Raw genomic sequence first — 13,943 nt, forward strand, 5'->3', positions numbered from 1 at the left:
CGGTCCGCCCGTCAGCGGCTCCAGCGCCGCACGACGGCGCCCAGGCCGACCGCGAACGTCACGCCCGCGGCCGCCAGGTACGGGCCGTACAGGCGGCGCAGCAGCGGAGCGGCGGCACCGGCCGCCGCGCCGACGACCGCACCGACCGCCAGCGAGCGCGCACCGCGGGCACCGAGCGCGTGCACCGCCAGGGGCAGGGCGGGCACGTGCGCCGCGCCCGCCTCGGCTGCGTAGACCTTGACCGGCACGCCGTTGAGCGCCTGCCGCCAGATGCCACGGGCCCCGGCCTGCGCGAGGTCGGCCGCGGCGCGCGAGCGCATCGCCGGTGTGGTCAAGGGCGCGGGGGGCCGGTCCCCGCGGGCCGTCAGCGCGCGCGTGACCAGCACGCCCGCGACGGACCCGAGCGCGAGGAACCCGGCCGCCGGCACGACGCGGCGCGGGTTCGCCGCGGCGACGAGCACGAGGTACATCTCGGAGGTGACGGGCAGGCTCACGGCCTCCGCGAACCCCCAGCCGAACGCTCCCGCCATGCCGGCGGGCCGGGACATGTGGTTGCGCAGCACCCGCCAGGTGCGCGACCGCGACGGCACCGGCGGCCCGGCCGCCAGCATCCCCTCGATCTGCGCGACGAGCGGGGTCATGTCCGTCAGCTCGTGCGGGTTCAGCGGGTGCCCGACCCGGACCTCGACGGGGCCCGGCGTCAACCGGCCCTTCTTGGCGAGCAGCTCACGCGTGCCGACGACGGCCACGGGCAGGATCGGCACGTCGAACTCCTGCGCGATGCGCAGCGCGCCGCTGCGGAACCGGCCCAGGCGGCCGTCGGTCGAGCGGGTGCCCTCCGGGAAGACCAGGAGGCTCGACCCGCTGCCGAGCACCTCCGTCGCGCCCTCGATGAGGGACTCGTACCCACCCCCGCCGTGGCGCTGCACGGGCACGGCACCGATCGCCAGCTTGAGGAGACGGGCCTTCCAGGGGTCGTCGAACCAGTAGTCCCCGGCGGCGACGACCACCGGCTTGTACGGCGCGGGGAACGCCGCGATGAGCGCCGGGGTGTCCGCGTGGGACTGGTGGTTCGCGACGACGACCATCGCCTCGTAGGGCGCCGAGCCGACGACGCGGAACCCGCCGACGAGGTGGAACACGTTGCGCCACATCGCGTGCCGCGCGGCCCCGGCCAGGTTGAAGCCCGGGGGCAGGCCGACCCGGCGGCGCAGCCGCCGGAACGTCTCGGCGGGCGTGTGGCCGTGCTCCTCGCCCGCGGCGGGCACGTCCGCGCTCATGCGAGCACCCAGGCGAGCGGCAGGACGAGCAGGAGGGAGTCGATGCGGTCGAGCAGCCCGCCGAACCCGGGCAGCCACGTGCCCGCGTCCTTGACGCCCGCGCGTCGCTTCACCATGGACTCCACCAGGTCACCTCCCACACCGCCGAGGACCACCGCCACCACCAGACCGGCCGAGAACGCACCGAGGACCAGGAGCACGATGGTGCCACCCACGGCGGCACCCACGAGACCACCGACGGTCTTGTTGGGACTCAGCGGCGACAGGGGCCGGCGCGCCCACGCGAACCTCTTGAGGCCCTGCCCCCCGCACCAGGCCGCGACGTCGGTCGCGGCGGCCGCGAAGCACAGCAGGAACGCGTCGGACCCGACGAGGACGAGGTGCGCGAGCGACCAGCACAGCCAGATCGACCCGAACGCGGCGCCGGTCGCCCGCTCGACGCCGCGGTCGACGTCACCGGAGAGCACGGCGGGCACGGCGCACAGGAGCGCGACGAGCGGCACGAGCGCGAGCAGGTCCGGTGCGCGCCACGCCGCGAGCGGGTACGCGACGGCCAGCACCAGCAGGATCACGGTCTCGGGCCGCGGCAGGGCGGTCATGCGGGCGAACTCGCGCACCGCCTGCAGCGCGAGCAGCACCGCGAGCAGCGTCGTCGGCCCGGGGCCCAGCCACAGGGGGATGCCGATGACGGGCAGGATCAGCGCCCACGTCGTCCACCGCCGCCGCAGCTCCGGCCGGCGGGACGCGAGCACCGGGACCGCGGCGACCGCGAGGATCCCCGCCGTGAGGGCGAGCAGGAAGACGGCGCGTCCGTCGAGGTCGAGGTGCCACCCGCCCAGCCGCAGGTCGAGGGCGTACGCCGTGCGGTCCAGACCCGTCCACGCCGCGAGCGGGTCGAGGACCCCCGGACGCTGGGACGGGTCCAGGCTCACGCGTCGACCTCGGTGGAGCGCGCGCCGGGGGCACCCGCCGGCCCGAGCACGTGGTGCACGCGCCGCGCGCGCACCGCACCGGTCAGCACCGACCCGACGACCACGACGGCGGCCACACCGGGCAGCAGCGTCGGGACGGCCGTCGCGAACACCGCGAGCGCGCAACGCTCCGTCTTGCCGAACGGGCCGCCGTTGAGCCGCGGCGCACCCGCCCCGGCACCCGCGAGCGCCACGAACGTCGGCAGGGCCGCGGCCGTGGCGGCGACCAGCACCCACGCCAGGGGCGTCAGACCGACCACCGCGTCACCACCGGTGCGCACGGCGAGGACCGCCAGCCCCGCGAACATCAGCAGGTCGGACACGCGGTCGCCCAGCTCGTTGAGCACGAAGCCCCACGGCCGCGCGACGCCGCGCGCCCGGGCGACGGCACCGTCGAGGTTGGCGCCCGCGAGCCGCACGGCGAGCAGCAGCAGAGCGGCCGGCCACCAGCCCAGGGCGATCGCGACCGCCGCGAGCGCCGCCCCCGCGACGCCCACGGCGGTGAACAGGTCGGGTGAGGTCCCGCGCTTCACCGCGCCGTCGACGAACCGGTGCAGCCGCCGGGTGTACCAGGGCTTGAGCGCGTACAGCGACGACATGCGCGCGACTGTACCGACAGGGCCAACGGCACGGACCGGCGACCGGCACCCGTCAGGCGGGTACCCCAACCGGAGGGAGGGCCGGGTGGACGGGTGACGTGTGCCGGACGGTCCCCGGCTGCGACGCCCGCACCCTCTACACTCGGCCCCGTGATCTTCAAGGCCGTGGGCGAGGGGCGCCCGTACCCGGACCACGGGTTGACGACGCCCGCGCAGTGGGCGGACGTCCCCCCGCGGCAGGTCCGGCTCGACGTCCTCGTCACGACCAAGCGGACCCTCGACCTCGAGGCGCTGCTGGCCGAGGACTCCACGTTCTACGGTGACCTGTTCGCGCACGTCGTGGAGTACAAGGGGATCATGTACCTCGAGGACGGACTCCACCGTGCCGTGCGGGCGGCCCTGCACCAGCGCGCGCTGCTGCACGCGCGGGTCCTGGTGCTGTCGTGACCGCGGCGCGCCGCAGGCGGGTGAAGGGCAGGACCGCGTGAGCGACCACGACCGGGCGCGCGAGCTGCGGCGCCGGCACATGCACGAGCGGCAGGCGGTCGTCTTCGGCGTCCTGCTCGCCTCCCTCGCCGTGGCCGGCCTCGGCGCTGCCGCGCTGTACACGGACAGCATGTCGCTGCCCTTCCTCGAGCGGGAGTTCTCGGTGAAGCCGACGGTGGTCGCCGGCGCTGTCGACACCTACTGCCCGCCCGAGGGTGCGCTGCCCGTGCCGGCAGCCCAGATCACCGTCGACGTCTACAACGGCGCCAACATCGGCGGGCTCGCGGGGAGGACGGCCACGGACCTGACGGACCGCGGCTTCGTCATCGGCGTCACGGAGAACGCGCCGTCGACGTTCACGGGTGTCGCCCGGATCATCTACGGCGCCGCAGGCAGTGCGGCGGCGTACACCCTGCAGGCCCACCTGCCCGACGCGATCCTGCAGAACGACGCCCGTACGGACGCGCTGCTGGACCTGATCGTGGGCAAGGAGTACACCAACCTGCTCCCGCTGGAGGAGGTCGTGCTCGACCCGGCCGCACCCCTCGTCGGGCCGGAGGGGTGCACGCCGTTCGCGGAGATGACGGCGCCCGTGCCGGATGCCGCCGCCACCGAGGAGCAGTCGGCCGAGGGCTGAGCCGGCCGCGCGCGTCAGGCCTCCTCGCCCGTCACGCTCCCTCGCCCGTCACGCTCCCCCGCCGCTCGTCGGCCGCACCCGATCGCCCGTCACGGGCCAGCTCGTCCCCTCCGGGGACGGACGCGGGCGTCGCCGGCTCCTCGTGGGTCCCGCGCCAGCGCGCCACGCCTCGCATGAGGTGGTACAGGCCGATCGCGACGGCCGTGCCGATCGCGATGCCCTCGAACCGCAGGTCGCCGACGTCCCAGCTGAAGTTCGCGATGCCCACGATGAGCGCGACCGCGGCCGGCATGAGGTTCACGGGAGCGGAGAAGTCCACGCGGTTCTGCACCCAGATCCGCGCGCCGAGCAGCCCGATCATGCCGTACAGCACGGCGGCGGCACCGCCGAGCACGCCTGCGGGGATCGTCGCGACGAGAGCCCCGAACTTGGGCGACAACGCCAGCACCAGGGCCGTCGCGGCCGCCACCCAGTACGCGGCGGTCGAGTAGACGCGCGATGCGGCCATGACGCCGATGTTCTCGGCGTACGTCGTCGTGCCGGACCCGCCTCCGGTGCCGGCGAGCGTGGTGGCGAGGCCGTCGGCCATGAGCGCGCGACCGACGTAGGGGTCGAGGTCCTTGCCGGTCATCGCGGCGACCGACTTCACGTGCCCCACGTTCTCCGCGACGAGCACGAGCACGACCGGCAGGAACAGCCCGAGCACGCCCACGTCGAACGTCGGTGCGACGAACGGCGGCAGCCCGACCCAGGCGGCCTCGCGGACCGCGTCGAGCTCGACCTCGCCGCGCAGCAGCGCGACGCCGTACCCGACGAGCACGCCGACGAGGATCGACAGGCGCCCGAGGATCCCGCGGAACAGCACGGTGACCAGGACGATCGCGAGCAGGGTGACCGTCGCGGTGACGGGCGCGGCACGGAACCCCGAGCACACGCCCGCGTCGTCGCAGGACCCCCAGGCCGCGGGCGCGAGGTTGAAGCCGATGAGCGCGACGATCGTGCCCGTCACGACCGGGGGCATGAGCGCGTCGATCCACCGCGTGCCCGCGAGGTGCGCGACGACCCCCACGACGAACAGCGCGAGACCCGTGACGAGGATGCCGCCGACGGCGACCGACTGGCCGCCGCTCGCCGTGGCCGCCACGACCGGCGCGATGAACGCGAAGCTCGAGCCGAGGTAGCTGGGCAGCCGGTTGCGCGTCACCAGCAGGAACAGCGCCGTGCCCAGCGCGGAGAAGAACAGCGTCGTCTGCGGGGAGAAGTCCGTCAGGAGGGGGACGAGGAACGTCGCACCGAACATCGCGACGACGTGCTGCATGCCGATGCCGATGGTGCGCCCCCAGCTGAGGCGCTCGTCGGGCGCCACCACCTCACCGGGTCGGACCGTCCGTCCGTCGCCGTGCACGGTCCAGCCCCAGCCGTTCATGTGTGCTCCTCGTCGCGTGTGGTCGCCCTCGCGAGATTAGCGACCCCGGACGTCCACGGGGTGGGACGGACGTCCATGGGCGCGTCACGCGCGACGGCCCCGGGCACGCCGGGGGCTCGTGCGAGGTGGACGTGATCCCGTAGCCTGGCGCCGTCCGCCCCACGCTCTCGGAGGTCGCCCTGCCCGGAGCCCTGCGCTCGGCCTCCTCCCCCGACGACGAGGTGCTGCCCGACGCACCCGACGTGCGGCACGTCGACCGCACCCGCGTCCCGCGCCCCGCGCAGGACGTGCTGGTCTGGGTGCTGTTCGCGGCCGTCCACGCCTGGCTCGCGTACCTCGGCACGGGACCGATGTCCGGCTCGTTCGCCGACGTCGACCTCTACCGGCGGTGGGCGGAGGAGGGGCTGACCGTCGGGCAGTGGCCCGTCCTCGACGGGCCGTGGGTGTACCCGGCGGGGGCGCTCGTGCCCGTCCTCGTGCCGGCCCTGGTGGGCGTGTCCGCCGCGGCGGCCTACGCGCAGGCGTGGTGCGCGCTCGTCACGGTGCTCGACGCGGCGGCGGTCGCGCTGCTGCTGCGCGCGCGGCGCGGTCGCCTGGCGGCCACGTGGTGGCTCGGGTTCGCGCTCCTGCTCGGTCCGGTGGCGATGGGTCGCCTCGACGCCGTCGTCGCGCCGCTGTCGCTCGTGGCGCTGCTCGTGGCCGTGCGCCACCCGCGGACGTCGACGGCGCTGGTGACGGCGGCCGCGTGGATCAAGGTCGCCCCGGGTGCGGCCGTGCTGGCGCTGCTGGTCGCGGCCCGGCGGCCGTGGCGCGAGGTGGTGCTGCCCGGTCTCGTGGTGAGCGCCGTGGTCGTGGGCACCGTCGTCGCCCTGGGCGGAGGCGACCAGGTCGCGTCCTTCGTGCGGTTCCAGGAGGCGCGCGGGCTGCAGATCGAGGCCGTCGCGGCCACACCGTGGCTGGTCGCCGGCCTGTGGACGCCCACCATCACCCGCGACTTCGACATGCACCTCGTGACCTACGAGGTCCACGGGCCCGGCACGCAGGCCACCGCGGACGTCCTGGGTGCGCTCCTGCCGCTCGCGGTGATCGCCGTGGCCGGCCTGCTGTGGTGGCAGCGGCGACGCCACGCCGCACGGTTCTGGTCGGACGACGCGCTGCGGGCCGAGGTCGTCGTGCGCGGCGCGTTCACGCTGACGCTCGTGCTGATCGTCGTGAACAAGGTCGGCAGCCCGCAGTTCATCACCTGGCTGGGGCCGCCCGTCGCCGTCGCACTGGCCCTGGGTGCGCGCCGGTGGAGCCGGACCGCGGTCGGGCTGCTCTGGGTCGCCGCCGCGACGCAGTGGGTGTACCCGTGGGCGTACCAGGAGGTGATCGACGGCGTCCCGATGACGACGGCCGTGCTCGTCGCCCGGAACGTCGCGCTCGTCGTGCTGCTGGTCGTGGCCGTGGGTCACCTCGTGCGTCCGCCCGACCTCACGTCGGCGGCCGGTCCGGGACCGGCCGCCGACGCGTCAGGCGCCGTGGGCCGCGAGCCAGGCCAGCAGGTAGGCCCGGGAGCTGCCGCCGTCGATCGAGGTGTCGGGTAGCGCGACCGCGTCGTCCCACGCGGCCGCCGCCTCGTCCGGGCCGGCGAGCGCCCGGTACATCAGCAGGTAGTCGCCGAACATGACGTCCGGCCCGGCGGGCGTGGCCTCCTCGACGGCCGCGAGGATCGTGTCCGGCTCGACGTCGACCGCGAGGTAGTCCGACACCGGGCCCATGGGGATGAGCAGGATGCCGAGCATCGCGCTGGGCTCGGCGCTGAACCACGTCGCCCAGTCGCGCTTGCCGCCCCAGTTGAGGGCGAAGACGCGGTGCTCGAACCCGTCCGTCACCGGGTGGTCCAGGTCCGGGTCCGTCCAGTAGTCCCGCGCCGACGCGGCCTCCGTCGACGCGAGCCACGTGGCCTGCGTCAGCAGGTCGTCCTGTCCCGACGCCTGGGCCCACAGGCCGATGCCGTTCCACGCGTTGACGGCCTCCGACGCGGACTCCTGGTTGTTGCCGTCGGCGAACGGGGACGTGCCCGACGCCCACGCGTGGCCCGCGTACGGGTCGAACGTGCGCAGCTGGGGCAGCTCCTCGGACGGCTGGGCCGCGGCGATGTCGGCGGCGAGCGCGTCCATCACGGGGCGCACGTCGTCGACGAGGGCGGGGTCGTCCACCCCGAGCAGGCCCGCCGCGGACAGCAGGTACCCGTAGTGGAAGTGGTGGTCGTTGAGCTCGTCGGACCCGAACGACGCGGTGCGGCCCATGACGGACCGTGCGGCGTCGTCGTACACGAAGCAGCGCGCGTCGCGCTCGTCGCAGCCGTCGGGCTCCGCCCACTCGCGCAGCGCGTCGGCGACGCGTGTGCGCAGCTCGGCCACGGTGTCCTGCGCACCGAGCTGCTCACCGAGCACGACGAGCGTGGCGGCCCGGTACAGGTCCTTGCCGCCGAAGTACGTGTCGGACCCGAACGCCTTCGTGCCGGCGACGTCCTTCTCGAGCTGCGCGAGGACGGCGTCGCGACGCGCGTCGTCGATGCCCTCGAGGTCGAGCGCACCCGCCGGGCGCAGCGTCGGTGCGTACGACGTGAGCGTCGACCCGGCGCACAGCTCCAGGTCCCCGTACACGCTGCGGTACGTGCCCAGGCCGCACCCGTCCCGCTCCGGCTGGGTGCCGGTGGTGTGGTGCCGCATGAGGACGTGCGCGCTCGGCGTCGCGCCGGCCGTGCGGTAGGTGAGCGTCGTGCGGGCCACGTCGTCGCCGACGCCGTAGGTGACGTCGACGCCCACGACGGGGTCGACCGCCGCTTCGGCGAGCACGGCGGCCGCGTCGTCGGACGGGTCGTCGGGCAGCGCGTACCAGCCCGCCGTCGCGCCCGCGGGCAGCGTCAGGGTGCCGCCGTCGAGGGTGCCGTCGGAGGTCGCCAGGCCCCACGTCGTGCCCGCCACCTCGGCGGTGGCGACGCCGTCCTCGAGCGCACCGAAGCCCTCGCCGGCGGCGACCTCGACCTCGGTGGCCGCCGTGAAGGAGACGAACGGCGAGCCGGCCGCCACCGTGACGTCGCCGATCGTGGCTCCGGCCGCGTCGAGCAGGCGCGTGGTGACCGCGACGGGGTCCGCCGCGACGACCTGCGCGGACGCGGCGCCGACGTCGACGCTCACGGCGGGCACGTGCGGACCGACGACCGCCTTGGCGCTCGTCACCGGGTCCGGCAGCCCGATCGTGAAGCCGGTGGGCGTGAGCGCGAACGACAGCGGCAGCGGGAACACCGGCAGCAGCTCCTCGCCGAAGACGAGACCGGAGTACCAGCGGTTCGACGGCGGCGCGACGCCGTCGGCCAGGCGGACGGGGTCGATCTTCGCGTCCGCCGCCTGCACGAGGTCACCCGTGAGCGCCGCGGCGTCGACGTCCGGGGGCGTCGCGTCGTCCGGGCCCCCGACGGGCGCCGGCGGCGCACCCCCGTTCGAGCCCCCGGGCGCTGACGCGATCGTGCCGGTCGCCCACGGACGCACCACGAGCAGCGCCACCACGACGAGCGCGGCGACGACGCCCAGGACGAGCGCCCGACGTGTGCGTGCGGGGCCCGGCAGGGCCATCCGGTTCCCGGTCATCCGAGCACCCCCTCGACATAGCTGCGGACCTTGCCGGCGACCGTGGTCACGACGCCGTCGTTCGTCAGGGCGATCTGCACGACCACGGGCGTGCCGGCCGAGACCAGGCCGTTGTCGGCACCGTCGACGAGGTCGTCGCTCGTGACGCGCACGACGGCCTGCGCCTGCCCGTCGGTCGTGGTGACGTCGACCCGCTCGACCTTCCCGGCCAGGGTCGCGTCGTTGGGCAGCGTGATCGTCACGTCGGCGCCGTCGGGCAGACGTGCGTACTCCTTGGCGGTCAGCGTGTACTCGCCCTGCACGTACAGGGTGCCCGCGCGCTGGACGGTCGCCAGGGTCTGGGCGGAGGGCACGAAGGTGCCGCGCTTGGCCGCGAGCTGCGTGATGCGCCCGTCACCGCTCGCGAGCAGGACGAGGCGGCCCTGGTCGTCGAGGCGCGTGAACTCGGGCGGCTCGACGACCAGGCCGTTCGCGAGGTCGTACGTGAGGCCGGAGGAGTCGACGACGAACATGGGGTCGCCCTCCTTGACGACGTCGCCCACGTCGACGAGGTGGTCGGCGATCAACCCGGCGTACGGGCTGCCGACGGCGTAGCTCTCGGCCAGGATCTGGGCGGAGTCGCTGGTGGCGCGTCCCTTGGTCTCGTTGAGGTGGTAGGTCGCCAGGGAGGCGAGGACGAGCACGAGGAACGTGCCCGCGAGCAGGCGGATGCGGCTGGCCCAGGTCATGGGGTCACCTCTCGGTCAGCGGGGTGTGTCAGGGGTGTCAGGGGGTGCGTCAGCGAGCGGCTGACGAGGCGCCGGCGCTGCTGCCGGGTTCGGTCGCGCTCACGGAGTCGAGCTCGAGCAGCGCGGCGTCGTCCGCGAGGTCCGCGGCGGCGCGCTCGTGGCTGGCCAGGGCCAGCTGCCGCGCGCGCGCCTCGGCACGCCCGCGGCGCCCCTCGCGCCAGGCGGTGATGACGAAGCCGCCCAGGATGAGGGTGTTGGTCGCGTTCCACGCGAGCGCGAGGGTGAAGACGCCCGACGTGTGCGTCTTCCACGCGGCCACCACGGTCGTGATCAGCAGGAACTGGAAGACGAGCACCTGCGGCTGCATGAACGCGAACGGTGAGCGGTAGGCACCCTTGCGCCCCGTGACGTGCCACGCCTGCTCGCGGCGGAAGACCGCGTTGAGCAGCGCCCGGACGTAGATGGGGAACGACACGGACGCGAGCAGGAGCACCTCCCACCGGAACGACCCGAGCGTGTAGAACGCCAGGAGGATCTGCATGACGTAGAACCCGGCGTAGTACATCGCCCACGTCAGGGGCGTCATCGTGAGGTTCATCGGCGACAGGTTGAGGTAGATCTCCAGCGGCGGCACGAGCAGCAGGAGCAGCGGGGCGATGCCCGTCAGGTAGTGCGTGGCCGTCACGAAGTACTGGATGCGCTGGTCCATCGTGAGGTTGCGCTTCCGGGACAGCGGGTTGTGGGTGAGCATGATCTCGAACCCGCCGGTCGCCCAGCGCAGCTGCTGCTTGGTGTACGCCTCGACGGTCTCCGGGGTGTCGCCGACCGCGAGGGTCGTCGGGATGTAGACCGTGCGCCAGCCGCGCTCGTGCAGCATGAGCGACGTCCACACGTCCTCGGACTTGGAGTCGGTGTAGATGCCGCCGATCGCGTCGACCGCCGCTCGGCGGTAGATGACGTTGGTCCCCACGCAGAAGGCCGCGTTGAACCGGTTCCGTCCCGGCTGCACGTACCGGTAGAACACCGCCTGCATGTAGCCCGCGCCGCGGCTGATGACGTTGTCGTAGTTGCCGTACGTCTGCGGGGTCTGGACGAACGCGACGTCGCGCGTCGCGAAGAACGGCACGGTCTCGTGCAGGAACGCCGGTCGCGGGACGAAGTCCGCGTCGAAGACCGCGAAGTACTCGCCGCGGGCGAGCGACATCGCGTGGTTGATGTTGCCCGCCTTGGCCCCGCCGCTCGAGAGCCGGCGGACGTAGCGGGCACCGAGCTCGGCGGCGAGGTCCCGGACGTCGTCCGAGCGGCCGTCGTCGAGGACCCAGGTGGTGTGGCGGCCCTGGATCCGCAGCGCCGCGCTGACGGTGCGGCGGATCGTGGCGAGGTCCTCGCCGTACGTCGTGATGAACACGTCGGGCGTCACGGCGCGGTCCTCGAGGTACATCTGCCAGCGCCAGGGTTCGTCCTCGGCACCGTCACGGATGATCTCGGCGAGGTCGTACAGCCGCTCCTGAGCGTGGTGAAACGTGAAGCCGCGCGGGTTCCAGCCCGCGGACAGCACGGTCCACATCGCCAGCAGCGCGTGCGTGACGAGGATGGTCTCCGCCACGATCACGAGGACGTAGGGGAGGAAGTCGCCCCGGTTGGCGGGGTTGAGCAGGAAGCCCGCGTAGATCACGATCCCCGCAGCCGCCAGCAGGACCAGCAGCACGAGCGACGGGCTCTGCGACGCCTCGTTCTCGGGCGATCGCGTGCTCTGCGGACGGTGCCGCGTGTCGTCGGTCCGTCGTGGGTCAAGGATGAGTCGGTCGAATGTCGTGGCCACGGTCGCCCCCAAGGTGCGTCGGCGTCGGCTCGACGACGGCCCCCGGGCCGGGGACCGACGTCTCGTTCACGACGGCCTCGTTGGCGCCTGGTGCACGAGGGTTCGACCGCCGCCCGGAGCGTCCGGGGCCTGTCCTGACGTCGTCCCTCGTGGTGCCTCCGAAGGTAGGAGCGGCCGCCGCGGGATGTCATCCGAGACGAGCGTCCGACTGGTCGTTCTCCCCGGCGCTCGACCTGCCCAGGGCGTCGTGGAAGCGTGTCCACCTGCGCCGACGCGCTCACATGACAGTCGTGTGAACATTTCGGGGGCGCCCCACACGTCCCACCATCCGGACATTCCGGGCCCGGCCGCCGGGCCGCCGGGCCCGGAACCGTCAGTCGGTCGGCAGGTGCGGGGCCACCTGCTCGGCCACCAGCTGGAGGTGCTCGAGGTCCGCCAGGTCGAGGACCTGCAGGTACACGCGCTGCACCCCCTGGGCGGCGAGCCACGTGAGGCGCTCGACCGCCTCCGCCGGGGTTCCGGCGACGCCGTGCTCGCGCAGCTCGGGCACCTCGCGGCCGATCGCCGCCGCGCGACGCGCCAGCTCCGCCTCGTCGCGGCCCACGCACAGCACGAGCGCGACGGACTGCACCAGGCTCTGCGGGTCCCGGCCCGCCTCGACGCACGCCGCCCGGACGTGCGCGATGCGGCCCGGGACGTCGGCGATCTCGGGGAACGCCTGGTTGTACTCGGCTGCGAACCGCGCGGCCAGGCGCGGCGTGCGCGTCGGGCCGCCACCCCCGACGATCACCGGCACGCCGGCGCGCGACGGGTCCAGCGGCGAGCGCTGCACCGGCTTGGGCAGGGCCGGGGAGTCGATGAGCGTGTAGTGCTCGCCCGCGTGGTCGAACGTCTCGCCCACCGGCGTGCCCCACAGGCCGGTGACGATCTCGAGCTGCTCGGTCAGCAGGCCGAACCGCTTGGCCGGGAACGGGATGCCATAGGCGGCGTGCTCCGCCTCGAACCACCCGGCGCCCAGGCCCAGCTCGACGCGCCCGCCGGACATCTGGTCGACCTGGGCGACCTGGATCGCCAGGACTCCCGGGTACCGGAACGTCGCGGAGGACACGAGCGTGCCCAGCCGGATGCGGCTCGTCTCCCGCGCCAGGCCCGCGAGCGTCGTCCACGCGTCCGTGGGGCCGGGCAGGCCGTCGCCACCCATCGTCATGTAGTGGTCGGAGCGGAAGAACGCGTCGAAGCCGAGGTCCTCCGTCGCGCGGGCGACCGCGAGGACATCGTCGTAGGTGGCGCCCTGCTGGGGCTCGGTGAAGATGCGCAGATCCATGCGCGCCAGCCTCGCACGCACGTCCCGCAGGTACCGGTGGGGGGCGCGCGCACCGCACCGTGCGCCGGGTACGGTCACCCGGTGCGCTGGTGGAAGCCTGGCCGGGGCCTGCGGGCCGTCCGGTGGTCGTCGCTGCTCCTCGTCGTCGTGTGCGGGCTCGTCGTGCTCGTGTGCCTCGTCGTGGCGCTGCGCGGGCGGCCCGCCGCACTGGTTCCCGCGGCCGTGGCGGCCGCTCTCGCGCTGCGCGAGGTGCGCCGCCTGCGTCGCGCACGGCGCCCCGGCTGAGGCGCCGCCGGACCGGTTCGACGTGCGCGAGCGCCCCGGTCTTGGGACGGTGGTCGGATGCACGCCGCTACCCCGCTCGTCGCCGCGCTGGAGCTCGCGGACTGGCGACGACGCACGGCCGAGACCTACGCGCTCGTGCGGTCGCTCGCCGCGCACGACCCCGCGCAGGCGCACGCCGTGTGGGTCCAGGAGCGTGACGAGCTGTTCGCCTCCCACCCCGCGTCGCCGCTGACGGCGGACGCCCGCGCCGACTTCGCCGGCCTGGACGTCGCCCCCTACGACCCCACGTACCGGCTCGAGGTCGAGGTGGAGCCGGCCGGGCAGCAGCGGCTCGACCTCGCGACGGACACCGACGGCGTGGTCGGGTTCGACCGCGTGGGGACCGTCGCGCTGGGGCGGCTGGGCACCCTCACGCTGTGGTCGCTGCGCGGGTACGGCGGTGGGCTGTTCCTGCCCGTGCGTGACGCGCTCGCCGGGCGCGGCACGTTCGGCGGCGGCCGGTACCTGCTCGACACGATCAAGGGCGCCGACCTCGGGTGCGACCACGTCGGCCGGCTCGTCGTCGACCTGAACTTCGCGTACAACCCCTCCTGCGCGTACGACCCGACGTGGTCGTGCCCCCTGGCGACGCGCGCCAACACCCTGCCGACCGAGCTCCCCGTCGGCGAGCGCACCCCGCCACCCCCCTGACCCGACCCCGCCCCCCGCCACTCCCCTGACCCGACCCCGCCCCCGCCACCCCCCTGACCC

At 74.3% G+C, this 13,943-nt stretch carries 13 protein-coding genes; 5 read left to right on the forward strand and 8 right to left on the reverse strand.

All coding sequences use genetic code 11. From position 1 onward, the window contains the following. Window positions 1-11 precede the first annotated feature (11 nt). From IR158_RS06630 to IR158_RS06640, 3 genes are read right to left on the reverse strand one after another with little or no spacing between them, the layout of a single operon-like run. A complete protein-coding gene (locus tag IR158_RS06630) occupies window positions 12-1,280 on the reverse strand; it encodes a lysophospholipid acyltransferase family protein (protein ID WP_291811074.1) in 1,269 nt (422 codons plus the stop codon). After that, window positions 1,277-2,212, reverse strand: a complete 936-nt coding sequence (locus IR158_RS06635; RefSeq protein WP_291811076.1) for a phosphatidate cytidylyltransferase — start codon at window positions 2,210-2,212, stop codon at window positions 1,277-1,279. The genes IR158_RS06630 and IR158_RS06635 overlap by 4 nt, the downstream gene beginning before the upstream one ends. Continuing rightward, on the reverse strand, window positions 2,209-2,850 hold the full coding sequence (locus IR158_RS06640; RefSeq protein WP_291811079.1) for a CDP-alcohol phosphatidyltransferase family protein: 642 nt from the start codon (window positions 2,848-2,850) through the stop codon (window positions 2,209-2,211). Before IR158_RS06640 ends, IR158_RS06635 begins: the two co-directional genes overlap by 4 nt. Before the next feature lie 150 nt (window positions 2,851-3,000). Between IR158_RS06640 and IR158_RS06645 the strand changes: the two genes are divergently transcribed. Both IR158_RS06645 and IR158_RS06650 read left to right on the forward strand, forming a co-directional pair. After that, entirely contained in the window at window positions 3,001-3,297 is a 297-nt protein-coding gene (locus tag IR158_RS06645; RefSeq protein ID WP_291811082.1) for a type II toxin-antitoxin system VapB family antitoxin, read from the forward strand. Between the two features lie 37 nt (window positions 3,298-3,334). After that, window positions 3,335-3,973 carry a LytR C-terminal domain-containing protein gene (locus tag IR158_RS06650; RefSeq protein ID WP_291811083.1) on the forward strand — a complete coding sequence of 213 codons (639 nt, stop codon included), beginning with the start codon at window positions 3,335-3,337 and terminating at the stop codon, window positions 3,971-3,973. A gap of 31 nt (window positions 3,974-4,004) precedes the next feature. Here the strand turns inward: IR158_RS06650 and IR158_RS06655 are convergent, their stop codons facing one another. Beyond that, the gene (locus tag IR158_RS06655) at window positions 4,005-5,399 is read right to left on the reverse strand and encodes a solute carrier family 23 protein (RefSeq protein WP_291811086.1); all 1,395 of its coding nucleotides are present in this window, start codon (window positions 5,397-5,399) and stop codon (window positions 4,005-4,007) included. Window positions 5,400-5,620: 221 nt separating this feature from the next. Here IR158_RS06655 and IR158_RS06660 point away from each other — a divergent pair, with 221 nt between their 5' ends. Then, window positions 5,621-6,985, forward strand: coding sequence for a glycosyltransferase 87 family protein (locus IR158_RS06660; RefSeq protein ID WP_291811088.1), 1,365 nt, complete (start codon window positions 5,621-5,623; stop codon window positions 6,983-6,985). Here IR158_RS06660 and IR158_RS06665 read toward each other — a convergent pair. From IR158_RS06665 to IR158_RS06680, 4 genes are all read right to left on the reverse strand, one after another. Continuing rightward, on the reverse strand, window positions 6,911-9,034 hold the full coding sequence (locus IR158_RS06665; RefSeq protein WP_291811091.1) for a glycosyl hydrolase: 2,124 nt from the start codon (window positions 9,032-9,034) through the stop codon (window positions 6,911-6,913). The two genes, IR158_RS06660 and IR158_RS06665, sit on opposite strands and share 75 nt — an antisense overlap. After that, window positions 9,031-9,762, reverse strand: a complete 732-nt coding sequence (locus IR158_RS06670) for an HlyD family efflux transporter periplasmic adaptor subunit (protein WP_291811094.1) — start codon at window positions 9,760-9,762, stop codon at window positions 9,031-9,033. The genes IR158_RS06665 and IR158_RS06670 overlap by 4 nt, the downstream gene beginning before the upstream one ends. Window positions 9,763-9,811: 49 nt before the next feature. Further along, entirely contained in the window at window positions 9,812-11,584 is a 1,773-nt protein-coding gene (locus IR158_RS06675) for a cellulose synthase catalytic subunit (RefSeq protein WP_291811098.1), read from the reverse strand. A gap of 373 nt (window positions 11,585-11,957) precedes the next feature. Beyond that, on the reverse strand, window positions 11,958-12,908 hold the full coding sequence (locus IR158_RS06680; protein WP_291811101.1) for an LLM class F420-dependent oxidoreductase: 951 nt from the start codon (window positions 12,906-12,908) through the stop codon (window positions 11,958-11,960). Window positions 12,909-12,989: 81 nt separating this feature from the next. On the opposite strand from IR158_RS06680, the gene IR158_RS06685 reads away from it, so the two are divergent. Together IR158_RS06685 and IR158_RS06690 are read left to right on the forward strand one after the other, a co-directional pair. After that, window positions 12,990-13,193 (forward strand): hypothetical protein, encoded by a 204-nt coding sequence (locus IR158_RS06685; protein WP_291811104.1) that lies wholly within the window; start codon window positions 12,990-12,992, stop codon window positions 13,191-13,193. Between the two features lie 57 nt (window positions 13,194-13,250). Continuing rightward, a complete protein-coding gene (locus IR158_RS06690; RefSeq protein WP_291811107.1) occupies window positions 13,251-13,883 on the forward strand; it encodes a DUF1684 domain-containing protein in 633 nt (210 codons plus the stop codon). Window positions 13,884-13,943: the final 60 nt, after the last annotated feature.

Source organism: Cellulomonas sp. (genome assembly GCF_015234515.1).
Taxonomy (GTDB): Bacteria; Actinomycetota; Actinomycetes; order Actinomycetales; family Cellulomonadaceae; genus Cellulomonas.

What these genes read in the sequence shown, in the direction of transcription:
- IR158_RS06630 (WP_291811074.1), bottom strand. Translation starts at nt 1,280, where the DNA reads ATGAGCGCGGACGTGCCCGCCGCGGGCGAGGAGCACGGCCACACGCCC.
- IR158_RS06665 (WP_291811091.1), bottom strand. Translation starts at nt 9,034, where the DNA reads ATGACCGGGAACCGGATGGCCCTGCCGGGCCCCGCACGCACACGTCGG.
- IR158_RS06640 (WP_291811079.1), bottom strand. Translation starts at nt 2,850, where the DNA reads ATGTCGTCGCTGTACGCGCTCAAGCCCTGGTACACCCGGCGGCTGCAC.
- IR158_RS06690 (WP_291811107.1), top strand. Translation starts at nt 13,251, where the DNA reads ATGCACGCCGCTACCCCGCTCGTCGCCGCGCTGGAGCTCGCGGACTGG.
- IR158_RS06670 (WP_291811094.1), bottom strand. Translation starts at nt 9,762, where the DNA reads ATGACCTGGGCCAGCCGCATCCGCCTGCTCGCGGGCACGTTCCTCGTG.
- IR158_RS06655 (WP_291811086.1), bottom strand. Translation starts at nt 5,399, where the DNA reads ATGAACGGCTGGGGCTGGACCGTGCACGGCGACGGACGGACGGTCCGA.
- IR158_RS06680 (WP_291811101.1), bottom strand. Translation starts at nt 12,908, where the DNA reads ATGGATCTGCGCATCTTCACCGAGCCCCAGCAGGGCGCCACCTACGAC.